The sequence below is a fragment of the Massilia sp. Root133 genome (assembly GCF_001426525.1).
Taxonomy (GTDB): Bacteria; Pseudomonadota; Gammaproteobacteria; order Burkholderiales; family Burkholderiaceae_D; genus Telluria; species Telluria orientalis.
Genome location: NZ_LMEW01000036.1, coordinates 220,932 through 245,049, shown reverse-complemented (window position 1 = coordinate 245,049; position 24,118 = coordinate 220,932). Strand labels below are relative to the sequence as shown.

General features: G+C 68.4%; 19 protein-coding genes and 9 tRNA genes. 10 read left to right on the top strand and 18 right to left on the bottom strand.

Going from position 1 to position 24,118, the window contains the following annotated elements; translation table 11 throughout:
- Window positions 1–2: 2 nt before the first annotated feature.
- From yiaA to ASD28_RS30335, 6 genes are all read right to left on the bottom strand, one after another.
- Window positions 3–428 carry an inner membrane protein YiaA gene (gene yiaA / locus ASD28_RS30360; protein ID WP_056137263.1) on the bottom strand — a complete coding sequence of 142 codons (426 nt, stop codon included), beginning with the start codon at window positions 426–428 and terminating at the stop codon, window positions 3–5.
- Between the two features lie 82 nt (window positions 429–510).
- Window positions 511–894 (bottom strand): fluoride efflux transporter CrcB, encoded by a 384-nt coding sequence (gene crcB / locus ASD28_RS30355; RefSeq protein ID WP_229412327.1) that lies wholly within the window; start codon window positions 892–894, stop codon window positions 511–513.
- Window positions 879–1,337, bottom strand: a complete 459-nt coding sequence (gene moaE / locus ASD28_RS30350; RefSeq protein ID WP_056137454.1) for a molybdopterin synthase catalytic subunit MoaE — start codon at window positions 1,335–1,337, stop codon at window positions 879–881. Before moaE ends, crcB begins: the two co-directional genes overlap by 16 nt.
- A gap of 8 nt (window positions 1,338–1,345) precedes the next feature.
- Window positions 1,346–3,991 carry a DUF349 domain-containing protein gene (locus ASD28_RS30345; protein WP_056137261.1) on the bottom strand — a complete coding sequence of 882 codons (2,646 nt, stop codon included), beginning with the start codon at window positions 3,989–3,991 and terminating at the stop codon, window positions 1,346–1,348.
- Window positions 3,992–4,107: 116 nt separating this feature from the next.
- The gene (locus ASD28_RS30340) at window positions 4,108–4,704 is read right to left on the bottom strand and encodes a hemerythrin domain-containing protein (protein ID WP_056137259.1); all 597 of its coding nucleotides are present in this window, start codon (window positions 4,702–4,704) and stop codon (window positions 4,108–4,110) included.
- Window positions 4,705–4,936: 232 nt separating this feature from the next.
- Entirely contained in the window at window positions 4,937–6,172 is a 1,236-nt protein-coding gene (locus ASD28_RS30335) for a winged helix-turn-helix domain-containing protein (protein WP_056137257.1), read from the bottom strand.
- A 136-nt stretch (window positions 6,173–6,308) separates the two neighbouring features.
- Between ASD28_RS30335 and ASD28_RS30330 the strand changes: the two genes are divergently transcribed.
- The 10 genes from ASD28_RS30330 (at window position 6,309) to ASD28_RS30285 (ending at window position 18,033) form a co-directional block, all read left to right on the top strand.
- Entirely contained in the window at window positions 6,309–7,580 is a 1,272-nt protein-coding gene (locus tag ASD28_RS30330; protein ID WP_056137256.1) for an exonuclease SbcCD subunit D C-terminal domain-containing protein, read from the top strand.
- Window positions 7,577–11,464: an AAA family ATPase gene (locus ASD28_RS30325; RefSeq protein ID WP_056137255.1), complete on the top strand. Its 3,888-nt coding sequence runs from the start codon at window positions 7,577–7,579 to the stop codon at window positions 11,462–11,464. Before ASD28_RS30330 ends, ASD28_RS30325 begins: the two co-directional genes overlap by 4 nt.
- Window positions 11,465–11,502: 38 nt before the next feature.
- Window positions 11,503–11,715 (top strand): hypothetical protein, encoded by a 213-nt coding sequence (locus ASD28_RS30320; protein WP_056137254.1) that lies wholly within the window; start codon window positions 11,503–11,505, stop codon window positions 11,713–11,715.
- 11 nt (window positions 11,716–11,726) lie between these two features.
- Entirely contained in the window at window positions 11,727–12,887 is a 1,161-nt protein-coding gene (locus ASD28_RS30315) for a class I SAM-dependent methyltransferase (RefSeq protein WP_056137453.1), read from the top strand.
- A 58-nt stretch (window positions 12,888–12,945) separates the two neighbouring features.
- Window positions 12,946–13,022: transfer RNA gene (locus ASD28_RS30310), tRNA-Met, on the top strand.
- A gap of 63 nt (window positions 13,023–13,085) precedes the next feature.
- Window positions 13,086–13,349 (top strand): hypothetical protein, encoded by a 264-nt coding sequence (locus ASD28_RS30305; protein ID WP_056137253.1) that lies wholly within the window; start codon window positions 13,086–13,088, stop codon window positions 13,347–13,349.
- 49 nt (window positions 13,350–13,398) lie between these two features.
- Window positions 13,399–14,808, top strand: a complete 1,410-nt coding sequence (dbpA, locus tag ASD28_RS30300; RefSeq protein ID WP_056137451.1) for an ATP-dependent RNA helicase DbpA — start codon at window positions 13,399–13,401, stop codon at window positions 14,806–14,808.
- Between the two features lie 112 nt (window positions 14,809–14,920).
- Entirely contained in the window at window positions 14,921–16,099 is a 1,179-nt protein-coding gene (locus ASD28_RS30295; RefSeq protein WP_056137252.1) for a hypothetical protein, read from the top strand.
- Between the two features lie 17 nt (window positions 16,100–16,116).
- Window positions 16,117–16,620 carry a TssQ family T6SS-associated lipoprotein gene (locus tag ASD28_RS30290; protein ID WP_056137251.1) on the top strand — a complete coding sequence of 168 codons (504 nt, stop codon included), beginning with the start codon at window positions 16,117–16,119 and terminating at the stop codon, window positions 16,618–16,620.
- Window positions 16,621–16,623: 3 nt separating this feature from the next.
- Window positions 16,624–18,033, top strand: a complete 1,410-nt coding sequence (locus ASD28_RS30285; protein WP_056137250.1) for an MFS transporter — start codon at window positions 16,624–16,626, stop codon at window positions 18,031–18,033.
- Here the strand turns inward: ASD28_RS30285 and ASD28_RS30280 are convergent.
- The 12 genes from ASD28_RS30280 to gltX form a co-directional block, all read right to left on the bottom strand.
- A complete protein-coding gene (locus tag ASD28_RS30280) occupies window positions 18,017–19,597 on the bottom strand; it encodes an amidase (RefSeq protein ID WP_056137249.1) in 1,581 nt (526 codons plus the stop codon). The genes ASD28_RS30285 and ASD28_RS30280 overlap by 17 nt on opposite strands.
- A 124-nt stretch (window positions 19,598–19,721) precedes the next feature.
- The gene (locus ASD28_RS30275) at window positions 19,722–20,297 is read right to left on the bottom strand and encodes an elongation factor P (protein WP_056137248.1); all 576 of its coding nucleotides are present in this window, start codon (window positions 20,295–20,297) and stop codon (window positions 19,722–19,724) included.
- A gap of 66 nt (window positions 20,298–20,363) precedes the next feature.
- Entirely contained in the window at window positions 20,364–21,512 is a 1,149-nt protein-coding gene (gene earP / locus ASD28_RS30270) for an elongation factor P maturation arginine rhamnosyltransferase EarP (RefSeq protein ID WP_056137247.1), read from the bottom strand.
- Between the two features lie 68 nt (window positions 21,513–21,580).
- A tRNA-Glu gene (locus tag ASD28_RS30265) sits at window positions 21,581–21,656 on the bottom strand.
- A 34-nt stretch (window positions 21,657–21,690) separates the two neighbouring features.
- Window positions 21,691–21,766: transfer RNA gene (locus ASD28_RS30260), tRNA-Glu, on the bottom strand.
- A gap of 49 nt (window positions 21,767–21,815) precedes the next feature.
- Window positions 21,816–21,891, bottom strand: a tRNA-Glu gene (locus ASD28_RS30255).
- Between the two features lie 24 nt (window positions 21,892–21,915).
- Window positions 21,916–21,991, bottom strand: a tRNA-Ala gene (locus ASD28_RS30250).
- Between the two features lie 61 nt (window positions 21,992–22,052).
- Window positions 22,053–22,128: transfer RNA gene (locus ASD28_RS30245), tRNA-Glu, on the bottom strand.
- 36 nt (window positions 22,129–22,164) lie between these two features.
- Window positions 22,165–22,240, bottom strand: a tRNA-Ala gene (locus ASD28_RS30240).
- A 69-nt stretch (window positions 22,241–22,309) separates the two neighbouring features.
- Window positions 22,310–22,385, bottom strand: a tRNA-Glu gene (locus tag ASD28_RS30235).
- Between the two features lie 29 nt (window positions 22,386–22,414).
- Window positions 22,415–22,490: transfer RNA gene (locus tag ASD28_RS30230), tRNA-Ala, on the bottom strand.
- 52 nt (window positions 22,491–22,542) lie between these two features.
- The gene (gene gltX / locus ASD28_RS30225) at window positions 22,543–23,934 is read right to left on the bottom strand and encodes a glutamate--tRNA ligase (RefSeq protein WP_056137246.1); all 1,392 of its coding nucleotides are present in this window, start codon (window positions 23,932–23,934) and stop codon (window positions 22,543–22,545) included.
- Between the last annotated feature and the right edge of the window lie 184 nt (window positions 23,935–24,118).

Genomic DNA, 24,118 nt, shown 5'->3' with positions numbered 1-24,118 from the left:
CATCAAGCCTGCTGCGCTTCGGGCACGTCGCCCGCCGCAGCCAGGTCGCGCACGTTCTTTTGCACGGCGATGATCGCGAACAGGGTCAGCACGAACGACATGGCATAAAACCCTTTTTCGCTGAGCATCAAGGTCGCATTCCACAGGCCGACCGTCAGCAGCACGACGGCGGCCATCAGCGAGGTCCAGCACAAGCCGACGTACATGCCCGTCACCGGCAAGCCCTCGGCCCGGTCGCGCACCGTCTTTTGCAGCGACACGGCGGCAAAGCAGCCGTACAGCAGGATCGTCAGGTAATAGCCCTTTTCATTGAGCTGCATCTGGGCATTCCATAAACCGATGAGGTAGGCAAGGATGCCGACGATCATGGCGCCCCAGGATGCGCCGACGAAGGCCGGGCTCGGGCGTGCAAATGATTGCTTGGTCATGCTGTTCTCCGGTCAGTGAAAATTAAGACATTGCCAGATTGCAGTTCTCACGCATTGCGCGCAAGCGAACGACGCGCAGGTATCACGCGATGGCACGCCAGGTCGCATATCCTGCGACGCAGCAGCCGATCGACCCCAGCAGGTGCACCGCCGAATGGGCCAGCGCCCAGCCGTAATGGCCCCGCTGGAGCAGCACCATGGCTTCGGCGGAAAAGCTGGAAAACGTGGTCAGTCCCCCGAGGAAGCCCGTGATGACGAACAAACGCCACGCCGGGGACAGGGCCGGCATGGCGTCGAAGAAGCCCAGCGCCAGCCCGATCAGATACCCGCCGACGAGATTGGCGACGAGCGTCCCCAGCTGGATGTGGGCATGCAGCTGGCCGAGGAAGATGGTCAGCCCCCAGCGCAGCCACGCCCCGAAGGCCGCGCCGACGGCGACCGCGATCCAGCTCAGCGGCTGGCCCACTTGGCCCGGGCCATGTCGTCCGTCACGCGCGCATCGACCCAGCGCGCACCGTTCGGCGTCTGCTCCTTCTTCCAGAACGGGGCCTCGGTCTTGAGGTAGTCCATGATGAATTCGCACGCGGCGAACGCTTCGCCGCGGTGCGCGGACGTGCAGGCGACGAGGACGATCTGGTCCAGCGGCCGCATCGGCCCGATGCGGTGGATCACGAGGACGCCATACAGCGGCCAGCGCGCCCGCGCCTGCTCCACGATGTCATGCAGCGCACGCTCCGTCATGCCCGGATAATGTTCCAGCTCGAGTTCGGCCACATTGTCGCCGTCGTTCATGTCGCGCACCGTGCCGACGAAACTGACGACGGCCCCCACGCGCGCATCACCCGCGCGCAGGCGCGCGATTTCCACGCTCACGTCGAAATCCGCGGCCTCGACCCGGACCTCCGTCACATCCTTCTTCACTTGCCCTCCTTGGCCACACGCAGCGCGAGCTGCTCGATCCGGGACGCCGTACGCGCATCGACGAGCGCCGCCAACGCGCACAGGTCGCGCAGTTGCGCCGTCGCGCCGCCCTGGGCGCCGCGGCCGCTGCCCTGTCCTGCGCCTTGTCCTGATTTCAACGACGACTGCAATACCTCGACCTGCAGCTTCAAGCGCTCGCGCGCGAATTCCGGGCCGCTGTCGATGCCGGCGCCGATTTCCAGGCGCAGCAGCTCGTGCAGCAGCTTGCCGCGGTTCGCTTCCAGCGTGCGGCCATACGCGGCCTTCTGTTCCGCGCTCCCGCGCAGCGCGGCCAGCGCGGCGTCGAAACGGGTGCGCAACGTGCGTTCCATGTCGGCGTCCAGGGACGGCAAGCCGGACCAGCGCGCCTCCCAATCGGTGGCGCCGGCATTGTCCGCGGCGACGGCCTGCTCCAGTTCCTGCACGAGCCTCAGCTTGTCGCGCAACATGCCCGCCTGGGCGACGCCGGCGGCGCGGCGAGCCTGGTCCGCATGCTGCTGCACGAGCGTCACGGCCGCGTGATAACGTTTTTCCACGCGGGCTTCATGCGCGCGCGGCACCGGGCCGATCGCCTGCCATTCCGCCTGCGCCTCACGCAGCACCTTGCCGACCGTGGCCGGCGTGACGCTGTCCGCCGCCGCTTCCAGGCGCGCGCTGATGGCTTCCTTGGCGGCCTCGTGGGCGCGGCGCTCGATGTCGGCCTCGTGCATCGTTTCCTTGCGGCGCTGGAACACATCGTCGCACACGGCGCGGAAGCGCTGCCACAGCGCCTGCTCGCTCTTGCGTTCGAGCGGCAGCGAGCGTGCATGGTCCTGCCAGCGCTGCTGCAGGGCGCGCATCGTGTCGATCGCATGGCGGTCGTGCGGGTCGATGGCGGCCGCTTCCTCGATGATGGCTTCACGCTCGGCCATCTCGGCCTTGCGCTGCTCTTCGAGCGGCCCCTGCAGCACGTTCAGCGCATCGGCAAACAAGGCGTCCAGGCGCTTCTTTTCCTTGCGGTCGATGGCGCCCAGGTGGCTCCACGCGAGACGCAGCCGCTGCACCGTGCCCGCCACGTGCTTCCACTCGACGCTGCCCTCGCGCAGGCGCGCGATCTCGGCTTGCGCTTCCTCGACGAGCTCCTGGCCGCGTGCCGCGTTCGCATGGCGTTCGTCGGCCAGGTGGCGGAAGTGGGCCGCGGCCGGCGCATAGGCGGCCGTGCAGGCGGCGTCGAACCGCTCCCACAGGCTCTTCGGCGCGGCGCCGGACAGGCTGTCGAGCGCTTTCCAGCGGTCGCGCATGCTGCCGACCTTCTTGGCCAGCTCGCTCATCGCCAGGTTTTGCGTGGGCAAGGCCTCGACTGTCTTGATGAGTTCCTCGCGCGACACGTTCCCGCCCCAGCGCGCCCAGTCGGACAGGCGCTTGAGCTCGGCCCGCAGGTGGGCCAGGCGGTCGGATTGCGCGGGCGTGAGGCGCATGCCCTTTTCGCGCGCGTCCTTCAGCGCCTTGTCGTGGTCGGCGGCGGCGCCCAGCGAGCCCTGTTGCAGGGCGGCTTCCATTGCATCCATCGTGTCGATGAAATGCTGGTCCGCACCGCGCGGCTTGTTGTCCTTCGCGCCCTCCTTGGCGGGCGCCTTTGCGCCGCCTTCATGCGCCAGCCTGGGCTCGCGCGGCTCCTTCGGCTTGCGCGGCTCGGGCTGCGGCACCGTGGCCAGCAGGGCGTCGAAGCGGCGCTGCAGTTCGGCGGCCTGCTCGTCCTGGGGCAGATGCGGCAGCGCTTTCCATTCGCGCCGCAGCGTCTCCGCATTCAGCTCGGCAACCGGTTTCGCCTGCTGGGCGTCGATGAATGCGGCGCGCGCGGCGAGCGCGGCCTGGCCGGCTTCCTGCACCTGCAAGCCGGCGCGCAGCTTCTCCATCCCGGCCGCGAATTCGGCGACGAGGGCGCGCGGCAGCGACGGGTGTTCGGGCGAACGCAGGGCCTCGTCCTGTTCCTGTGCCAGCACATCCAGGCGCTGCCCCAGTTCCGCTGCCGACAGCCCGGCGCCGCCCAGCTGGCGCAAGGCGGCCACGCGGTCGATCATGGCGCGCTGCAGGGCCACCTGCGCTTCGAGGCGCTGGGCCAGTGCGGCGCGCACGGTCTGGAACGCGGCATCGAGTTCGGGGGCGGAGATCACGGACCATTTGCGGTCCAGCTCGGCCACGTGGTTCGGGGTCAGCAATGCATCCTTGAGGAGGGATTCGGCCTGCTCGACGGCGGCCTGTGCGCGCCGGTGCTCCGCTTCGCGGTGACGGTGCGCGTCGAGGCGCGACTGCATCAGTTTGGCGACGCGGCGATCGGTATTGCGCATCGCGGTGTGCACACGTTCGATCAGCGCCGGGCTGTGGACGAACTCGGCGGCGGCGAGCCGCAGTTCGGAAAATTCGCACTGGAGGATGAATTCCACCGCGGCGGCTTCATCATCCCCGATCCGGCCCAGCTTTTCAGCCTGGGCCGTGCGTTGATGGTTGGACGAATGCGTGGCGGCGGACGCGGACGGTTCCGCTTGCGCCCCCGCCTGTCCTCCCTGCCCGGCCGGCTTGTCGCCGGGCTTGTCGCCCGGCCGCTTGAATAGGAACTCGAACATGATGAAATCGCACTTCCAAAATCGCCATCATAGCAAAGAACCCTGATGGCCTCGTGACACCAGCCTGGCGCGTGCGAGCAATCGTTCATCATTTCCCACTGACAATGTCGATGCTGTCAGTGGGCCGCGGTCAACGTCGCCTGCCGTCGCGCATGCACATCGTGGCCGGCATGCCCGACCAGTTCGTGACGCAGGCGGCGCGGACCGGCGCGGTGCTCCTGCGCGTAGGCGTCGTGCGCGAGCATCTGGTTCGCGATCGCGAACCACGCGTCGCCGCCGACCGCCGCACGCGCCAGCGGGAACAACTCGTGTTCCTCGCGCTCCAGCCGGCAGCGCAGGGCCGCGACGCAGCTCTCGACGGCGCCGCAGAACACGTCGCGCGGCACCGGACGGTCCGCCGCGCCGACGCAGGCCTCGGCCGTGGCCATCGCGCTGGCCGCCTGGCCGCTGAGCCGTTCGAGCTCCTCCAGCAACCTGTCGGCCGCCGCGGTGCTGCGGCGCAGGGCCGGCACGAGGAACTTGTCGAGCTTGCGCCAGTGACAGTTGTCGTACGCCTGGCGCAGTGCAGTACACAATTGTGCGGCCCGGCCGGCGGCCAGGGTGCTGAAGTCGCCCGGCAGAGCGCGCAGCTCGTCGAGGAGCGACTGCAGGGCCGCGCGCACCGTCGTCTGTTCGACGGACAGGGCGACGAGGGTATAAGTCGATGTCAGCATTCGGTCTCCACCTTTTTCTCACGAGTGAGTTCGACAAATCCGCTCCCCGGCCGCATGGCATGCGCGGCGCTATGCAAGGTCCGTGGGAGCGTTGTTGACAGGCCCGGGGCGCTCTCGAATCGCGAGTCTCGGATCGCGAGGCGTCCTCTGGTTGGTTTCGGCCTGAAGGAAGGTCTAGTGTAAGGAGGCGGGGCTGGCACCCGTTTGATCTATCACAAACGGCTACCCGGCATCAGGCCGCGGCCGCCAGGGTCTGGCCCAGCGCGGCGGCCAGCGGCGCGGCGAGCCCGGCCGGCTCGGCGTGCGCCAGCACGACCTGCGGGCAGCCGTGCCAGCGCGCGCAGCGGGTGAACGCCGCGGCCAGGTCGCGCACGAACCGGTCGCTGATACGTACCCCGGGCTCCAGCACGAGGGATTTCAGCTCGAACACGCCGGTCTTGCGGTGCGCCTTGGCATCCACCCGGCCGACGAGCGCCCCGCGCCGCAGCAAGGGGAGCGTGAAATAGCCGTAGCGCCGTTTCTCGGCCGGCGTGTAGCACTCCAGCCGGTAGTCGAAACCGAACAGGTCGAGGGCGCGGCGGCGGTCCCAGACGATGGGGTCGAACGGCGACAGCACGCTGGTGAGCGTCGCCTGCAGCCCCCCATCGGCGGCCTGCCCGAGCAGCGCCGCATGGTCGGGGTGGACGTACACGGGCTCCTTCCAGCCCTCGACGCTGGCGCGCAGCAACAGGCCCTCGTCGGCCAGCCGCGCCGGATCGAGGTGCGGCGGCTTCGTGCGGTGATAGTCCGGAATCCAGGCCGCCTTCGCCACGCCCAGCGCGCGCACGGCGTCCAGCACGAACCGCCGCCGCGTCGCGTCGATCGACGGCATGCGCGCATCGTCCCAGCCGGGCAGCACGCGCTCGGCCAGGTCATACACGCGCTGGAATTGCTGGCGGCGCGCGATCATCAGCCGCCCGGTCGTGAACAGGACTTCCAGCGCGCGCTTTTCCGGCTTCCATGCCCACCAGCCGCCGGCCTTGCCGTCCGAGCGCTCGAAGTCGGCCGAGCGGGCCGGCCCGTTGGCCCGGACATGCGCCAGCACGCGCTCGACCTCCTCCCGGTGCGACGCCAGCCACGTCCCCGCGTATTTCCAGCCGAGCGAGCCGGGATCGACCATCCGGTGCCGGTACAGGCCGTAATCCTCGATCGGGATGAAGCACGCCTCGTGGGCCCAGTACTCGAACAGCCGGCCCTCGGCCAGCAACTGGTCGAGCCAGTCCGGGTCGTAGTCGCCCACGCGGCTCCACAGCACGAGATACGGGCTGCGCGCGACGACGCTGATGGTGTCGATCTGCAACACGCCCATGCGGCGAATCGCGGCCAGGACATCGGCTTTGGTGGCACGGGCGCGTTTCGCCTGCAGCATGCCCTGGGCCGCAAGGTGCAGGTTTCGAGCGACAGCAGGAGTCAGAATTGGTTCAGTCATCCCGGCATTCTAGTGACATCTCATCAACATTTGTACAGGTCGCCGCGAAAAAGTACTGGTTTTTTTTACAGTATCTCGTTCCATGCGATATAGTTGGCGCCCAGGTTCAACCACTGTTGCGGATTTCTTAACGACCATGCGGCTGCTGCACACATCGGACTGGCACCTCGGCCAGACCCTGCACAATTTCGACCGGACCTACGAACACCAGTGCTTCCTCGACTGGCTGCTCGACACGATCGTCGCCGAGGAAGCGGACGCCCTCTTGATCGCGGGCGACGTGTTCGACACCTCGAACCCGTCCGCCGTAGCGCAGCGCCAGCTGTACCGCTTCCTGCAGCAGGCGCGGGCACGCGCGCCGCGGCTGGACATCGTCATCATCGCCGGCAACCACGACTCGCCGGGCCGGCTGGAGGCGCCGGGGCCGCTGCTGGAAGCGCACGGCACGCGCGTCGTGGGCCACGTCATGCGCGACGCCGAAGGCAGCGTCGACCTGGAGCGCTTCATCGTCCCGCTGACCGGCAAGGACGGTGCGGTGAAAGCCTGGTGCGTCGCGATCCCGTTCCTGCGGCCGGGTGACGTGCCGCGCGTCGCGTCGCAGGCAGCGGGCGACGATGCGTTCGACGCCTACCTGGCCGGCATCCGCCTGCTCTACCAGCAGGCGTACGACCTGGCCCGCGCCCGGGCCGCCGAGGGCCAGGCGATCCTCGCGATGGGCCACTGCCACATGGTCGGCGGGGATGCGTCGCCGGACTCGGAACGCCGCATCGTCATCGGCGGCACCGAGGCCCTGCCCGCGTCGATGTTCGGCCCGGACGTCGCGTATGCCGCGCTGGGCCACCTGCACCTGGCCCAGCGGGTCGGCCAGCAGGAGCACCTGCGCTATTCCGGCAGCCCCCTCCCCCTGTCGTTCGCCGAGGTCGGCTACAAGCACCAGGTGCTGCGCATCGACCTGGACGGCATGCGCGCCGCCGCCATCGAACCGCTGCACGTGCCGCGCGCGGTCGAACTGCTGCGCGTGCCGGCCAGCCCGGCGCCCGTCAAGCAGGCGATCGCGGAACTGGGCGCCCTCGACCTGCCCGACCTGCCGCGCGACGTCTGGCCCTACCTGGAAGTGCGCGTGCTGCTCGACGCGCCCGAGCCGGGCCTGCGCGCACAGGTCGAGGCGGCACTGGAAGGCAAGCCCGTGCGCCTGGCGAAGATCGAACCGACGCGCCGCGTGGTCACGACGGCCGGCGTGGAACCCGCGCTGAGCCTCGACCAGCTCGCCCAGCTGCAGCCGGACGACATCTTCCGCCGCCTGTGGCAACAGCGCTTCGGCGAGGACGCGCCGGACGACCAGCTGGCCGCATTCACGGAACTGCTGCTGCCGACGGATGGCACCGCCAGGAACCGGGAGGCCGCATGAAGATCCTGCGCATCGGCGGCAAGAACCTGGCCTCGCTGGCCGGCGAATTCGAAGTCGATTTCGAGAGCGAACCGCTGGTCTCGTCGGGCCTGTTCGCGATCAGCGGCCCCACCGGCGCCGGCAAGAGCACCCTGCTGGACGCCTTGTGCCTGGCCTTGTACGACGCCACGCCGCGCCTCATCAAGGGGCCGCGCGTGGGCAACTACCTGCCCGACGTGGGCGACGAAACGCTGTCCGTCGCCGACCGCCGCACGCTGATGCGGCGCGGGACGGCGGACGCGTTCGCCGAAGTGGACTTCGTCGGCAACGACGAGCAGCGCTACCGGGCGCGCTGGAGCGTACGGCGCTCGCGCAACCGCGCGGCCGGCGCCCTGCAGCCGTCCACGATGAGCCTGCAACAACTGCCCGGCCTGCAACCGCTGGGCGGCACGAAGACGGAGGTGCTGGCCGAAATCGAGCGCCGCATCGGCCTCTCGTTCGAACAGTTCACACGCTCCGTGCTGCTCGCACAGAACGAATTCTCCGCCTTTGTCCGTACCGACGAGAACGAGCGCGGCGAACTGCTGGAAACGCTGACGGGCAGCGCCGTCTACAGCGACATCTCGCGCCGCGCCTACGAGCGCTGGCGCGTGGAGCAGGAAGCCATGCGCCGCCTGACGTCGCGCCTGCAGGACCAGGCGCCGCTCGGCCCGGACGCGCGCGCCGAGCTCGACGCCGACCATGCCGCCGCCCAGGCCGCGCTGACGACGGCCGAGACGCGCCGCGCCGCGCTGGAACGTCACCTGCGCTGGTACCAGGAACTGGACCGGCTGCGCGCGGCCGAGACCCAGGCGGACGGCGCGCTGGCCAGGGCCCGCGCCGAGGCCGACGCCGCTGCCGACCGCCGGCGCCGGCTGGCCACGCTGGACGCCGTGCAACCTGCACGCGCCCTCGTCGCCGACCTGAACCGCCTGGCCGGCGAACAGCGCCAGGTGCAGGCCCGACTGGCCGGCAGCGAACACGAACTGGCACGTGCCCTCGATGCGCAGCAACAGGCCGCACGCGGCCTGATGGAGGCCGAACGCAAGCTGGAAGCGGCCGAGGACGCGCAGCGCGCGGCCGCGCCGCAGCTGGACCGCGCGAAAGCCCTCGACGCCACGCTGGACACGCTCGCGCCCGCCCACGCGAAGGCGCGCGCGGCGCAGGACGGCGTGCGCACGGAGTCGACGCAGGCCCAGGCCGCCCTGCGGGCCAAGGCGGAGGAACTGGAAGCGAGCCGGCGCGCGCTGCACGACACGACGGGCTGGCTCGCCGCGCACGGCACCCGCGAACTGCTCGCCACCCAATGGACGCGCTGGGACCAGCGCCTGGCCCAGGCCGAGCAGGCCGCGCGCCAGGACGCCACCAGCGCCCAGGCCCTGAACGCGGCCCGCGCCGGCGCTGAACAAGCCGCCGCGATGGCGCAGCGCACGGCGCACGCGCTGTCGGCTTCCGTCGAACTCCTTGCCGTGCGCGAAGCCGCGCGCAAGCAGGCAGCCGCGGCGCTCGACGGCATCGACGCCGACGCCCTGCGCGCCGAACGCCGCACGCTCGACAAGCGGCGCGAACACCTCGCCTCGCTCGACCACACCTGGCAGGCTTTGCGCACCCAGCGCTCCCGCCTGGCCGACCTCGATGCACAGGCCACCCAGGCCACCCAGGCGCAGGCGAAGGCGCAGGAAGCACTCAACGCCGCGCGCACCGCGGGCATCGCGCTGGACGCGGCCGTCACCCAGGCCGAGCGCATGCTGAAGACGGCCCAGCTGGCGTGCGCCGACGGCGTCGAAAAGCTGCGCGCCACGCTCGTGGACGGCGACGCCTGCCCCGTGTGCGGCGGCACGGAACACCCCTACCGGCACCAGGACGACCGGCTGCATGCCGTGCTGGAAGAGCTGTCCGCCGAACTTGCCGCGCGCCGCGCCGAACAGCGCGCCAACGTCGACCAGCAGGCTGGCCAGCGGGCCGCGTACGATGCTGCCGGCGGACGGCTGGCGGCGCTGGCACGCGAACGCGACAGCCTCGCCGCCGCGCTCGCCCAGCTGGATGCGGAATGGGCCGACAATCCGCTCGCGGCGGACGCGCCGGACAGCGACGCGGGCACCGACGCGCGCGGCCGCTGGCTGGCGGCCGAACAGGCCGCGCTGCGCAAGGCGTACGAAGAACTCGAGACACGCGACGGCGACCTGCGCCGAGCCGAACTCGCGCGCGATGCCGCCCAGCAGGCCTGGGACCAGGCCAACCGCGAACACGCGCGCCTGCTCGACGCGGCGCAGACGGCGCAAGGCACGCTGGCGCGGCTGGATGCCGACATCGCCGCGCTGGCCGCGCGGCGCGAAGCGGCCGCGGCCACGCTGGCCGAATTGCTCGCCGAACTGGACCCCGTGCTGGCGGAAGCGTGCGGCGACGGCTGGCAGAGTCAATGGCAGCGCGACCCCGCCGGCTGGCGCCAGGTCCGCGCGAACGAGGCGCGCGAATGGCATGACCAGGCGGCACGCCTTGCGCGGCTGCAGGGCGCCATCGGCACCCTCGACGCCGAGCACGCCGCGCTAGCCACGCGCACGGAGCATGCCGGCCGGCGCCTCGTCGAGGCGGAGGCCGAATTCGCCCGCCTGGATGCAGACCTGGCCGCGCGCCGCGTCGAACGTGCGGAACTGTTCGACGGCCGCGCCGCGCGCGACGTCGAGCAACAGCTTGTGAGTGCCGTGAACGCGGCACGCGACACCGTGAACGCCTGCCAGGCCGCGAGCCTGCAGGCCGCGCAGGCGGAAGCGCGGGTACGGGAAGCGCAGTCGCTGGCCGCGCGCCGCATTACGGACCTGCAGAGCGAACTGGCCGACGCCGGCGAGCGCCTCGCGCACTGGATCCATGAGTTCGACGGCAGCGATCCGGCACTGGAAAGCGTGGCCAACGAACAGCAGCTCGCGGCCCTGCTCCAGGTCGGCGCCGGCTGGATCGCCCAGGAACGCGCGGCCCTGCAGGAACTGGACGCGGCCCTGCGCCAGGCGACGGCCGTCCTGGCCGAACGCCGTGCGCAGCGCGAACAGCATGAACGTTTGCGCGAAGACGTGGCGCCGGCGCAGGCAGACGTCGAACAGCCGGACGCGCAGGCCGGGGACGGCGCGCTCGCCACGGGACAAGCAACTGAGCTGGCAACTGAGCAGGCAGCTGAGCAGGCAACCGCGCAGGGCCAGGACGCCGACTCGGTCGCGGCCGCCCTGCGCCGCGCCCAGACCGACCGGGACGCCGCGCACGAAGCGGCGGCGAGCCTCGCCATGCGCATCCGCGAGGACGAGCAGCGGCGCGAGCGGGCGCGCTCGATGATGGCCGAGATCGAGCGCCAGCGCGCCGTCGAGGACCGGTGGGCGAAGCTGGCGGAACTGATCGGCTCCGCGGACGGCAAGAAATTCCGCAACTACGCCCAGCAATTCACGCTCGACGTGCTGCTCGGCTATGCCAACACCCACCTGGCCCAGCTGGCGCGGCGCTACCGCCTGGAGCGCGTCGTCAGCACGGCCGGCCCGTCGCTGGCGCTGATGGTGCGCGACCAGGACATGGGCGGCGAAGTCCGCTCCGTAAACTCCCTGTCCGGCGGCGAATCGTTCCTCGTGTCGCTGGCGCTCGCGCTGGGCCTCGCCTCGCTGTCGTCGAACCGCGTCAAGGTGGAATCGCTGTTCATCGACGAAGGATTCGGCAGCCTGGACAGTGATACGCTGGGCGTCGCGATGGATGCGCTGGACGCGTTGCAGTCGCTGGGCCGCAAGGTCGGCGTCATCTCGCACGTGCAGGAGATGACGGAACGGATCGCCACCAAGGTGCTCGTCCGGCCGGCCGGCGGGGGCAGCAGTGCCGTGACCGTGCAGTGCTAAAATGCGCCCCTTCCTTTGATTCATCGCTCTCTTTCATCATGAACAAACCCGCCCGTTTCCTGACCTTCAAGTGCGCCAAATGCGCCAAGCCGGTCAAGGTCGCCCTGCAGAAAGTGTCCGCCTGCTCGCACATCCAGCCCTACCAGGGCATTTGCGAATGCGGCGAAATCAAGCGCCACGCGACCGGCAACCCGGATGCCGTGAAATCCTTCGTCGAGTCGAACGAACTCCACTGGCACCACCACCATTGATCGGACGCGCGATGACGACTCCCGACGGCGCGGTGCGCATCCGCTGGATCGAACACGGCGAGGAACGCTCGGCGCGCTGGCGCTCCGAAAGCGGCTGGCCGGCGCCGAAGAAGGTCGTGCTCGCGGACGACACGATGAGCGCCGACGCGGCCTGGCGCCACGCGCTGGACGGCACGGCGCTGCTGTGGCGCGGCGACTTCCAGAACGCGCGCCAGCTGCTGCAGGCGCTCGTGCGCCGCGTCGACCATAAAGGTCCACGCGCCAAACGCGCCAAGGCCGGCAAGGCGCCGGCGACGCTCACCGAACAATTCCACCGCCACCGCCTCGCGCAACTGCAGCGCGCGCGCACGCTGGCCATGCTGCTGATGCCGTTCGACGCGGACCACGGCGTCCCGCTGCGCCGCGCGCCCGACGTGCGCGAAGCGTGCACGGAAGCCTACGGTGGGGCGACGGAACCGTACGTCGCCTCGCTGCGCGAACTGCTGGGCGTGATCGGCGCGCACGAGTGGCGCCGCAAGGGCGTGTTCATTCCCGCCCTCGACGAGCGCATCCACCCGTGGTACGGCGTGTTCTCGCCGGTGCGCGGTGAATATGTCGAGCTCGTCGCGCAGGCGCCGTTGCCGGCCGGCGCGACGCTCGCGTTCGACATCGGTGCCGGTACCGGTGTGCTGTCGGCCGTGCTGGCGCATCGCGGCATGCAGGGCGTGCTCGCCACCGACGTGGACGAGCGCGCGCTCGGCTGCGCCCGTGCCAACGTCGAGCGCCTGGGTCTCGCCGGTCAGGTCGAGATCGTGCGCGCCGACCTGTATCCCGAGGGCCGCGCCGACCTGGTCGTCTGCAATCCGCCCTGGCTGCCGGGCAAGCCGAGCTCCGCCATCGAATACGCCGTCTACGATCCCGACAGCCGCATGTTGAAAGGTTTTCTCGCGGGATTGAAAGAGCATCTGCGCGATGGCGGCGAAGGCTGGCTCATCCTGTCCGACCTGGCCGAGCACCTGGGCCTGCGGTCGCGCGATCAACTGCTCGGCTGGATCACCGAGGCGGGGCTGAACGTCGCCGGCCGCCACGACATCCGCCCCACGCACCCGAAGGCCAGCGATCCCGACGATCCGCTGGCCGCGGCACGCATGGCCGAGGTGACGTCGCTGTGGCGCCTGCGGGTGGCTGGCTAATGAATCGACAACCCGATTTGCGCTCCGGCGCCGATCGGGTTAAAATAGCGTACTCAGACGCGGGGTGGAGCAGTCTGGCAGCTCGTCGGGCTCATAACCCGAAGGTCACAGGTTCAAATCCTGTCCCCGCAACCAAATACCGTAACAACAAGCCCGACTCTTGTAGCCGGGCTTTTGTTTTCTGGGCCAGCGCAGCGCATGAGAGACAAGAAAGACAACGCGACCTTCGACCTGCCCGGCTTCGAGCCGGCGCCGCACGACGATGACGCCGCGGCTCTTTCTTCGTCTCCGTCCGCAGTTCCGGCGGCAGCCAAGCGTCCCCGGGCGCGCCGCACGGCACAGAAACAGGAACAGCTGATGCTGATGAACCTGGCAGAAACAGATGCGACCGGCCTGCCGGTCTGGAAACACGATCCCGATCTGGACCTTACCGGCTTGCCTGTCTGGAAGCCGGCACCCTGAAGCACGCGACATGAACACCGGTTCGTCGCGCCAACGAAACGCCGACACCATGTCCGACACCACCTTTTCCTCGCTGCAGCTCGCAGCCCCCTTCCTCGCCAACCTCGACCAGCTCGGCTACAAGGATATGACGCCCGTGCAGGCGGCCACCTTGCCGCTCGCACTCGCAGGCCGCGACCTCATCGCGCAGGCCAAGACGGGCAGCGGCAAGACGGCCGCGTTCGGCATCGGCATGCTGCTGAAGCTGAACCCGACCCTGTTCGCCGTGCAGGGCCTCGTCATGTGCCCCACGCGCGAACTGGCCGACCAGGTCGCGAACGAGCTGCGCCGCCTGGCGCGCGGCATCGGCAACGTCAAGGTCGTCGTGCTGACGGGCGGCATCTCGATGCGGCCGCAGATCGCATCGCTGGAATTCGGCGCGCACATCGCCGTCGGCACGCCGGGCCGCATCCGCGACCACCTGCAGCGCCGCACGCTCGACCTCGCGCGCCTGCGTACCCTCGTGCTGGACGAGGCCGACCGCATGACGGACATGGGGTTCTACGACGAGATCGCGGCCATCGTGCGCGAATGCCCCGCGCATCGCCAGACCCTGCTGTTCTCCGCGACGTATCCCGACGACATCCGCGCCGCCACCGCGCGCTTCCTGCGCGATCCGCTCGAGGTCGCCGTCGACACGGCGCACGCCCCGGCCCGCATCGAGCAGCGCTTCTACGAGATCGGCTTCGACGGCCGCGTGGATGCCGTCGCGCGGCTGCTGCGCCATCACCGGCCCGTGTCCGCGATCGCGTTCTGCAACACGAAGGCGCGCTGCCGCGAAGTCGCGGACGCCCTGCGCGAACAGGGCTTTTCCGCGCTCGCACTGTACGGCGAGATGGAACAGCGCGAGCGCGACGAGACGCTCGTGCGCTTCGCCAACCGCAGCTGCGCGGTGCTCGTCGCCACCGACGTGGCCGCGCGCGGCATCGACATCGCGGGGCTGGAAGCCGTCATCAACGTCGACGTGTCCAAGGATCCGGAAGTGCACGTGCACCGCGTCGGCCGCACGGGACGCGCGGGCGCGAACGGCCTCGCGCTGTCGCTGTGCGCGCCGAACGAAAAGCGCTGGGTCAAGCTGATCGAGGACGCACAGGGCTTCACGGCCGAGTGGCATGCACTCGGCGAACTGGATGACGACGACGGCGCGGTCGACCCCGCGCCGATGATCACGTTGTGCGTTTCCGGCGGCAAGAAGGACAAGCTGCGGCCGGGCGACCTGCTGGGCGCCCTCACCGGCGACGCGGGCCTGCTGAAGGAGCAGGTCGGCAAGATCGCCATCTTCGAATTCGTCAGCTACGTCGCGCTCGACCGCCGGGTCGCGCAGCAGGCGTTCGACCGGCTGAACGGCGCCAACCCGCTGGGACCGGATTTCGGCACCATCAAGGGCCGGCACTTCAAGATGCGCTTCATCGACGACTGATAGTCGACAGGTCGCGCTTGTAACAGTTGTAACAGGCGCGCACGGTTGAGTTGTGCACGGGCACCGGCGCTACAAATCTGGCATGATTTTGCCAAGCCCATGCCTTAGCAAAATGACCAGCCTAACTACCATCGGACCGGAGCAGCAGCACCTCGAAGGCCGCACCGTCAGGGACATCGTCGAGTACAGTCCCGAACAGGTCAACGAAGTCTGGTGCCGCAAGATCCTTCGCCAGATCCTGCAGTCGCTCGAACTGCAGTACGCGATGCACATGCCGCATCGCGCCATCACGCCCGACACGATCGTGTTCCACGAGAATGGCGAGCCGCTCCTGATTCCCACCGACTTCGGCCCGCCGGAAGCACAGGAGGCCGATGACCTGAACGCGCTGGCACGCATCATCCATTACGCCATCACGCGCGAGCTCGCACCCACGGGCCCATTGGCCGGCCGGGCCGAGGGCTACAGCGATTCGCTCGTGAATGCCGTCGACCGCTGCATGGATCCCGACCCGGCGCGCCGCCCCCAGAGCATCGAACAGCTGCGCGACCTGCTCGGCATCGTCCCGCTCGGTCCGCCCGTCGGGGCCGCGGTGGCGTCGCACATGACGCTGCCGATGCCGCCCGACGCGCCTGCGCCTGCGCCCGACCTCGGTCCCGCAGCCGCGCCACCCGCAGCCGCGCCACCCGCGTTCATGCAGACCGCCGAGCGCCCACGCCGAAGCCTGAACCTGAGCCGCTGGCAACGCTGGGCCGTCGCGGCCGGCGGCGGCGCCGTCCTCATCGCGCTGGCGCTCGCCATGTTCGCGGAAATGCGCGATTCGGGCTCGTTCGACCACGTCGTGCTCACGTTGCCTCAGCAGGCCGATAAACCGTCCGTCGCGACCGGCGCCGCGGCCGCGGGCGCACTGGACAGTGGCGAGGGCTATGTCGCACCGGATTCGCCGGCAGCGAGCCCGGCGGCCGTGCCGCAAACGCCCGCCAACCCGGCCGCGCCCATCGTCGCCGGCCAGGCCCAGTCCGCGCCGGACACCCGGCTGCCCGGTGTCGTCGTCACGCCGAACGGCAACCTCTACAAGTTGCAGATCCAGCCGTGGGGTGTCGTCTACGTCGACGACGTCGACCGCGGCGTCAGTCCTCCCGTCAAGCGCCTCGTGCTGGCACCCGGCCGCCACACGATCCGCGTGACGAACCCGAACTTCCACGACCGCGTGCTCGAGGTCGACACGGCGAGCGGCGACGGCCAGATCACCGTGGACTTCAATGCCGAACCGCGCGCCGACGCCCGATGACCCACGACCGGAGACCAATGAATACCCACCGCTTCGCCCACGCCATCCTGCTGACCGCAGCGGCCGCCCTGCTCGGCGGCTGTGCCGACCTGCCCGGCTTCGACAAGAAACCGGCACGCAGCCCCAGCCATCCGAAGGCGGCGGCGGTGGAGCGGGACACCCCGGCGGTGCGCGAAGCCCCGGCGCGGCCGAAGGAAAAGCCGCGCGACCGCGACGACGTGTCGACGCCCAGCGCCGGCCTGCAGGAAGGCATCCGGCTGTACAACGACGGCGACTACAACGGTGCGATCCGGCGCCTGTCCGCGCGCGACGTGAACAACGGCCCGCTCGCCACGCGCCTCACGGCCTTGAAATACATGGCGTTCAGCTATTGCGTGACGTCGCGCCCCGGCCCGTGCCGCCAGGCGTTCGACCGCGCACTGCGCCTCGACCCGTCGTTCGACCTGGCACCGGGCGAGCACGGCCATCCGCTGTGGGGGCCCGTCTTCACGAAGGCCAAGCAGGCGGCAACGCCGCGCTAGAACGTGAGCGCGCTGCCGGCCCATTGCGATCGCCCGCTGGCCGACAGTACGCCGACGAGCGGCCACACCGACCACCCGCACCTGGTGCTGGCCACGTCGATCCTGGCCAGCAGCCTCGCCTTCATCGACGGCTCCGTCGTCAACGTGGGCCTGGCCGCCATCGGCCGCGACCTGGGCGGCGCGGGCGCGGACCTGTCGTGGGTCGTGAGCGGCTATCTTCTCCCCTTGAGTTCGCTTCTTCTGCTGGGCGGCGCGGCCGGCGACCGCTACGGCCGGCGCCGCATCCTGCTCGCCGGCATCGCGACGTTCGCGCTGGCCTCGCTACTGTGCGCGTGGGCGCCACGGCTGTGGCTGCTCGTCGGCGGGCGCGTGCTGCAAGGCATAGGCGCAGCCTTCTTGCTGCCCAACAGCCTGGCGATCCTCGGCGCCACATTCGACGGCAAGGCGCGCGGCAAGGCCATCGGGGTCTGGGCCGCGGCCGGCGCGGCGGCCGGTGCCATCGGGCCGCTGCTCGGCGGCTGGCTGATCGACACCGTGGGCTGGCGCGCGGTGTTTTACATTAACCTGCCGATCGCGGCAGTGGCCATGTTCCTCGGCTGGCGCTACGTGCGCTTGCCGCCCGGCGAGAAGCCCGTCGCGCTCGATCCGGCCGGCGCGCTGCTGGCCAGCGTCGGCCTGGGCTGCTTGACGTGGGGCCTGGCCGCGGCATCGGCCGACAAGGGCGTGACGGCGGCATCCGGCAGCGCGATGGCGGCCGGCGTGCTCGTGCTGCTGGGGTTCCTGCGGGCGGAGCGGCGGGCGGGCGACAAGGCGATGCTGCCATTGAAACTGTTCGGATCGAGCAGCTTTTCCGGCCTGAACCTGATGACGTTCCTGCTCTACGGCGCCCTTGGCGCGCTGATGCTGCTCGTGCCGTTCGTGTTGATCCAGGCGCTGCAGTATTCGGCGAAGCAGGCGGGCGCGGCGCTGCTGCCGTTTCCCATCGTCCTCGCGATCGGTTCTCCATTGATGGGCAAGGTAGCCGGCAGCCACGGGTCGCGGCTACCGTTATCGATCGGGGCGCTCATCGTCGCCGGCGGATTCCTGCTGGGCACGCGCATCGGCGACGGCGGCTATGCCACCACCGTGCTGCCCGCCATCCTCGTCATCGCCGTCGGCATGGCGTGCGTTGCGGCGCCGCTGACGACGGCCGTGCTGTCGTCCGTGGACGCCCATCACACGGGCGTCGCGTCCGGTTTCAACAGCGCCGTCGCGCGCGGCGGCGGGCTCATCGCGACGGCGCTGCTGGGCGTCGTGCTGACGGCGCAAGGCCGCGCACTGCTGGCGCCGTTCCACGTGGCGATGGTCGTATGCGCCGCCTGCGCGCTGGCGGCATCGATCTGCGCGTTCGTGTGGGTCAGGCGCGCGGGTTGACGGACGCCGGATATGTGGGCGCGCGGCGCCGCTGGCTCGCCTGCTCGTAGGCATAGGCCATCGCGATCAGCGCCGCTTCGCTCCACGCGCCGCCGACGAACGACAGCCCGACGGGCAACCCGTGCACGAAGCCGGCCGGGACCGTCACGTGCGGGTAGCCGGCCACGGCCGCGGGCGACGAAAAGCTGGGGCCGTCGTGGTCGCCGTTGATGTAGTCGGTCAGCCATCCCGTGCCGCCCGTCGGCGCGACCAGCGCATCCAACTTTTCCTCGCGCAGGATCTGGTCGATACCCTCGTCGCGGCTGTAGCGATGGTTGTTGGCGAGTGCGTCGCGGTAGGCCCTGGCGTCGAGGCCCGGCCGGGCCGCCGCCGCGATCAGGTGTTCCTGGCCGAAGTGGCGGAGTTCCTGCGCGGCGTGCTTGTCGTTGAAGGCGATCACGTCGGCCATCGTCTTGACGGACGCGTGCGGCGCGTAGCCGGCCAGGTATGCCTCCAGGTCGGGACGGAATTCGGACAGCAGCACTTCCAGTTCCGTGTCGCCGTACTTGTCGACGTTGGGCACCTGCACGTCGACGAGCGTCGCGCCCTGCGCGCTGAGGATGGCCAGCTCGGCTTCGATCACGGCGTTCACGGCCGGGCTATTGAAAAAATTGCGCGCGACGCCGATGCGGCGGCCGCGCAGGCCGTCCGACCTCAAGGCCGCCGCGTAATCGGCCGGCCTGCCCTGCATGGTGCCCGTGGCGGCGTCGTCCGGATCGGCGCCGGCGATGGCCGCGAGCAGCAGCGCGGCGTCGGCCACGGTACGCGTCATGGGGCCGGCCGTGTCCTGCGAATGCGCGATCGGGATGATGCCGCTGCGGCTGACGAGGCCCAATGTGGGCTTGATGCCGACGATGCCGCAGATCGACGCCGGCGACACGATCGACCCGTCCGTCTCCGTGCCGATGGCGAGCGTGGCGAGCGCGGCCGCCATCGCGGCGCCCGAACCGGCACTGGAACCGCTCGTGTTGCGGTCGAGCGCATACGGGTTGCGCGTCTGGCCGCCGCGTCCGCTCCAGCCGCTGACGGAATGCGTCGAGCGCATGTTCGCCCATTCGGACAGATTAGTCTTGCCGAGGATGACGGCGCCGGCCACGCGCAGGCGCGCCGCGACGAACGCATCGCGCGTGGCGCGCACGCCGTCCAGCGCGAGCGAGCCGGCGCTCGTGCTCATCCTGTCGCCCGTCGCGATATTGTCCTTCAACAGGACGGGGATGCCGTGCAGCGGGCCGCGCACCTTGCCGGCCTTGCGCTCGCGATCGAGGTCGGCGGCGATCCTGGCGGCGTCGGGATTCAGTTCGATGACGGCGTTCAGGCGCGGCCCGGCCTTGTCGACGGCCGCAATGCGCGCGAGGTAGCGCTGCACGAGCGTCTTCGACGTCAGCTTGCCCGTTTCCATCAGCGCCTGCTGCTCGCGCACGCCGGCGTCCAGGACGGCATCGAGTTCCTTGCCCGTTGCCGTGGCGGTCACGCCGGCCGCGGCGCTCGCCGCCAGTCCCAGCCGAACGAAATCCCTGCGATCCATGCATCCTCCTCGAGAATGCGCCAGCATAACAGCATCTTGCTTATATGACATGCACGCGTGTCGGACGTATCGACGAAAAAAAACGCTGCCCGATGGACAGCGTTTTTTTCAGAGAGCGGTCGGCTTAGTTGCGGACGACTTTCTTGTACTCGGCGGTACGGGTGTCGATCTCGATGACGTCGTCCTGGTTGACGAACAGCGGCACCTGGATGGTGAACTGCTTCGACTCGATGGCGTTTTCGAGCTTGGCTTCCTTCAGGACGTTGCCCGAGGTATTGCCCTTGACGGCCGGTTCCGTGTAGATGATCTGGCGTGCGATGGTGATCGGCAGTTCGACCGAGATGGCCTTGCCGTCGTAGAACACGGCTTCGCATTCCATACCGTCTTTCAGGTAGTTGATGGCGTCGCCCAGGTTTTCTTCTTCGATTTCGTACTGGTTGTACTCTTCATCCATGAAGACGTACAGCGGGTCGGCGAAGTACGAGTAGGTCACCGGCTTCTTGTCCAGGACGACGACGTCGAACTTGTCGTCGCCGCGGAACACGTTTTCCAGCGGTGCGTTGGTGAGAAGATTCTTCATCTTCCACTTGTACGTGAAGCCCGTGCGGCTCGAGCCATTGACGTCGGAGCGCAGCACGATGAAAGGCTTGGCATCAACCATGATGATGTTGCCGACACGGATTTCTTTTGCGGGTTTCATAGGAGGGTTTTAACCTAAAAATGAGTTGCAGTAATCAAGCATGATACCATGTTCCTCGCCCGTCGCCTACCGCAGCGACCGGGCGAAATCCAGCAGGTTGCGCACCAGGTCGCCATTCGCCGACATCCGCGCCTGCCACTCGGCATCGCGTGAGCGTATCGTCGGCAAACTGGCTTGCAGCGATGTCCACAGGGCCGGCCAATCGGCCGGCGCATCACCTTCCACGCCATTCCAGCGCAGGGAAAAATCGATCAGGCTGTCCAGGTTCTCCGCGTACTTTTGCAGGAACGCGCGGAGTTTAACATGATGCAAGTTTTCATCTTGCGGATAAATGTGCCAGATGAATGGTCGTCCAGCCCATTGCGCGCGCACCCAGGAATCCTCGCCCCGGACGAAGTTTACATCGCACGACCACAGCAGGCGGTCGTAATCGTCCTGCGACAGGAACGGGATGGTGCGGACCGTGAGATTGCCGTGCGTCGCCACCGCGCCGGCGCCGACGAACGCCGCCACCTGCTCGTGTGCGACACCTTGCGGCACGAGGCACGTCACCGGACGATCCCCCGCCTGCCACGCGGCGAACAGCGCCGCCACCGGGGCGTGCGGATAGCAGAACAGGCTGACCGTCAGCGCGGCCATCTCGTCTTTTCCGACGCCCAGCCGCGCCAGGAAATCCGCCCGCGCCGCCGCGTCGGCCTGGAAGCGGTCGCGCGCGTCGAGCAGATCGCGTTCGCGCAGCAGGCCGCCCGTCTTGTCCGTAAAACCCGGGAAGAAGAAATGCTTCGTCAGCTTCAGGCGCGGATGCATCGACGGCAGCGCGTGGCAACCCTCGACCCATTCCTCGGCGCTGAGGCCTTCGTAATTGATCCACACGGGCCGCGGCTCGCACTGGGCCATCGCGGCGACATAGCCCGGCGGGATGTCGACGCCGAAGAATTCGATGACGATGTCGGCCACGTCGGCCGGCGCGTAGGCGCCATCCTGGTCGCGCCAGCGCAGCACGCGCACGCCGTCGACCACCTGTTCGCCGGCATCGACGGACACGCCTGGCCAGATGCGGCGGAAACTGGCGAGGTCGTCGACCCACAGGGTCACCGCGATGCCATGCTCGCGGTGGAACTGCCGCGCGAGGCGCCAGCAGATGCCGATGTCGCCGAAGTTGTCGACCACCTTGCAGAAGATGGCGAGAGTCGTGGAGCGTTGATCGTTGTGCATGGTCGCGGACCCAAAGAAAAACCGGAGCACCTTTCCGCATGTGCGGGTGGTCTGCTCCGGTCTTTGACTGGCGTCCCCACGGGGATTCGAACCCCGGTACTCACCGTGAAAGGGTGATGTCCTAGGCCTCTAGACGATGGGGACCTAAAACTGTTTTTACTACTGCTTGCCGTATTCTTGGCGTCCCCACGGGGATTCGAACCCCGGTACTCACCGTGAAAGGGTGATGTCCTAGGCCTCTAGACGATGGGGACCCTGGAACTTTTACCGCTATGCCTGATCGCAGGCATCTTACATCAAAACTGGCGTCCCCACGGGGATTCGAACCCCGGTACTCACCGTGAAAGGGTGATGTCCTAGGCCTCTAGACGATGGGGACCTGAACTTTGCTACTACGTATTCTTGGTGGAGGTAAGCGGGATCGAACCGCTGACCTCTTGCATGCCATGCAAGCGCTCTCCCAGCTGAGCTATACCCCCAAAACAAAAGCCGCTCAAGGCGGCTTCCTTGCAACTCTACTGCGACAGGCCAATCAAATCTTGGCGTCCCCACGGGGATTCGAACCCCGGTACTCACCGTGAAAGGGTGATGTCCTAGGCCTCTAGACGATGGGGACCCTGGACTGCACTGTGTTACTCTGTTTTTCCCTGCTTGGTGGAGGTAAGCGGGATCGAACCGCTGACCTCTTGCATGCCATGCAAGCGCTCTCCCAGCTGAGCTATACCCCCTACGGGAAAACAGCACTATAACACACTACATTTACTGCTTACGTCGTTTTTCAACGTCGCTGCCGAATCTGGCGTCCCCACGGGGATTCGAACCCCGGTACTCACCGTGAAAGGGTGATGTCCTAGGCCTCTAGACGATGGGGACCTGGACTACGACATACTGCACTTCAGAGTTGGTGGAGGTAAGCGGGATCGAACCGCTGACCTCTTGCATGCCATGCAAGCGCTCTCCCAGCTGAGCTATACCCCCGCAGCGCTGAAGTGCGAGCATTATAGCGGACGCACTTGCATTACGCAAATAGTCATAGCCCGGCTTTCACTCGTGCGATCACCGTTTCGCGGCCGAACAATTCGAGCACCGCGTCGATGGCCGGCGTCTGCAGTTGACCCGTAACGAGAAGACGCAGCGGCATGGCCAGTTGCGGCATCTTGAGGCCGTGCGCGGCCAGCACTTCCTTCATCAGCGCGGACAGCGCGGGCTTGGTCCATTCCACGTCGCGCAGGCGCTCGGCGAACTGGGCCAGCGCGGGACGCACGGCGTCGGTCAGGTGCTGGGTCAGCAGCGCCGCGTCCGGCTTCGGTTCGCGGTAGAACAGCATGGCGGCGTCGGCCAGTTCGTTGATCGTGTTGGTGCGCTCCTTCATCAGGCCCAGCACGGCGGCCAGCGGCGGCGCGCCGTCGAACACCGCGCCTTCGCGCGCCATCTTCGGACGCGCGAGACCTGCCAGGCGCTCGTTGTCGGCCTGCTTGATATAGTGGTTGTTCAGCCAGCCCAGCTTTTCCGGATTGAACTGCGCGGCCGACGCGGTCAGGTGGTCGAGGTTGAACCACTCGGTGAACTGCTGCATCGAGAAGATCTCGTCGTCGCCGTGACTCCAGCCCAGGCGCGCCAGGTAGTTCAACATCGCTTCCGGCAGATAGCCCTGCTCCGGGTATTCCATCACGCTGACGGCGCCGTGGCGCTTGGACAGCTTCTGGCCGTCCGGGCCGAGGATCATCGGCAGGTGGCCGTACTGCGGCAGTTCGGCGCCCAGCGCGCGCAGGATATTGATCTGGCGGGGCGTGTTGTTGACGTGGTCGTCGCCGCGCAGCACGTGCGTGATCTTCATGTCCCAGTCGTCGACGGCGACGCAGAAGTTATAGGTCGGCGTGCCGTCCGGACGGGCGATCACGAGGTCGTCCAGTTCCTTGTTGGCGATGGTGATCGGGCCCTTGACGACGTCGTGCCACGTGACTTCGCCGTCCAGCGGATTCTTGAAGCGCACGACGGGCTTGACGCCTTCCGGCACGGGCGGCAGCACCTTGCCCGGTTCCGGGCGCCAGGTGCCGTCGTAGCGCGGCTTTTCGCCGGCGGCGCGCATGCGCTCGCGCATCGCTTCCACTTCTTCCGGCGAGCAGTAGCACAGGTAGGCCGTGCCGGCTTCCAGCATGCCCTTCACCACCTCACGGTAACGGTCCATGCGCTGCATCTGGTAGAACGGGCCTTCGTCGTGCGCGAGGCCCAGCCATTCCATCCCCTGCAGGATCGCCTGCACGGCTTCCGGCGTCGAGCGCTCCAGGTCGGTGTCTTCGATGCGCAGGACGAAGGTGCCGCCGAAATGGCGGGCATAAGCCCACGAATACAGCGCGGTGCGCGCGCCGCCGAGGTGGAGATAGCCGGTCGGGCTGGGAGCGAAACGGGTACGGACGGTCATGGTCGGATGCGAAGGGAACGCATGAATATTAATGAAGCGGCTATTTTACCGCGAGGCCCGGCAATGGGGGGCGAGCGATCCTGCGACATGGTTACTCACGATGACTGAAAATTACTTTACAGAAATTAAAGTTTTGGCTACAGTCTCGTCCGGCTTTTCCATCTCATGCATATATCAACCTACC

Coding starts and splice junctions, on each gene's coding strand:
- ASD28_RS30320 (WP_056137254.1), top strand. CDS start 11,503: ATGAACAAACCCGCCCGTTTCCTGACCTTCAAGTGCGCCAAATGCGCC.
- gltX (WP_056137246.1), bottom strand. CDS start 23,934: ATGACCGTCCGTACCCGTTTCGCTCCCAGCCCGACCGGCTATCTCCAC.
- dbpA (WP_056137451.1), top strand. CDS start 13,399: ATGTCCGACACCACCTTTTCCTCGCTGCAGCTCGCAGCCCCCTTCCTC.
- ASD28_RS30280 (WP_056137249.1), bottom strand. CDS start 19,597: ATGGATCGCAGGGATTTCGTTCGGCTGGGACTGGCGGCGAGCGCCGCG.
- ASD28_RS30315 (WP_056137453.1), top strand. CDS start 11,727: ATGACGACTCCCGACGGCGCGGTGCGCATCCGCTGGATCGAACACGGC.
- ASD28_RS30325 (WP_056137255.1), top strand. CDS start 7,577: ATGAAGATCCTGCGCATCGGCGGCAAGAACCTGGCCTCGCTGGCCGGC.
- ASD28_RS30290 (WP_056137251.1), top strand. CDS start 16,117: ATGAATACCCACCGCTTCGCCCACGCCATCCTGCTGACCGCAGCGGCC.
- ASD28_RS30295 (WP_056137252.1), top strand. CDS start 14,921: ATGACCAGCCTAACTACCATCGGACCGGAGCAGCAGCACCTCGAAGGC.
- ASD28_RS30275 (WP_056137248.1), bottom strand. CDS start 20,297: ATGAAACCCGCAAAAGAAATCCGTGTCGGCAACATCATCATGGTTGAT.
- earP (WP_056137247.1), bottom strand. CDS start 21,512: ATGCACAACGATCAACGCTCCACGACTCTCGCCATCTTCTGCAAGGTG.
- ASD28_RS30345 (WP_056137261.1), bottom strand. CDS start 3,991: ATGTTCGAGTTCCTATTCAAGCGGCCGGGCGACAAGCCCGGCGACAAG.
- ASD28_RS30305 (WP_056137253.1), top strand. CDS start 13,086: ATGAGAGACAAGAAAGACAACGCGACCTTCGACCTGCCCGGCTTCGAG.
- yiaA (WP_056137263.1), bottom strand. CDS start 428: ATGACCAAGCAATCATTTGCACGCCCGAGCCCGGCCTTCGTCGGCGCA.
- ASD28_RS30330 (WP_056137256.1), top strand. CDS start 6,309: ATGCGGCTGCTGCACACATCGGACTGGCACCTCGGCCAGACCCTGCAC.
- ASD28_RS30340 (WP_056137259.1), bottom strand. CDS start 4,704: ATGCTGACATCGACTTATACCCTCGTCGCCCTGTCCGTCGAACAGACG.
- ASD28_RS30335 (WP_056137257.1), bottom strand. CDS start 6,172: ATGACTGAACCAATTCTGACTCCTGCTGTCGCTCGAAACCTGCACCTT.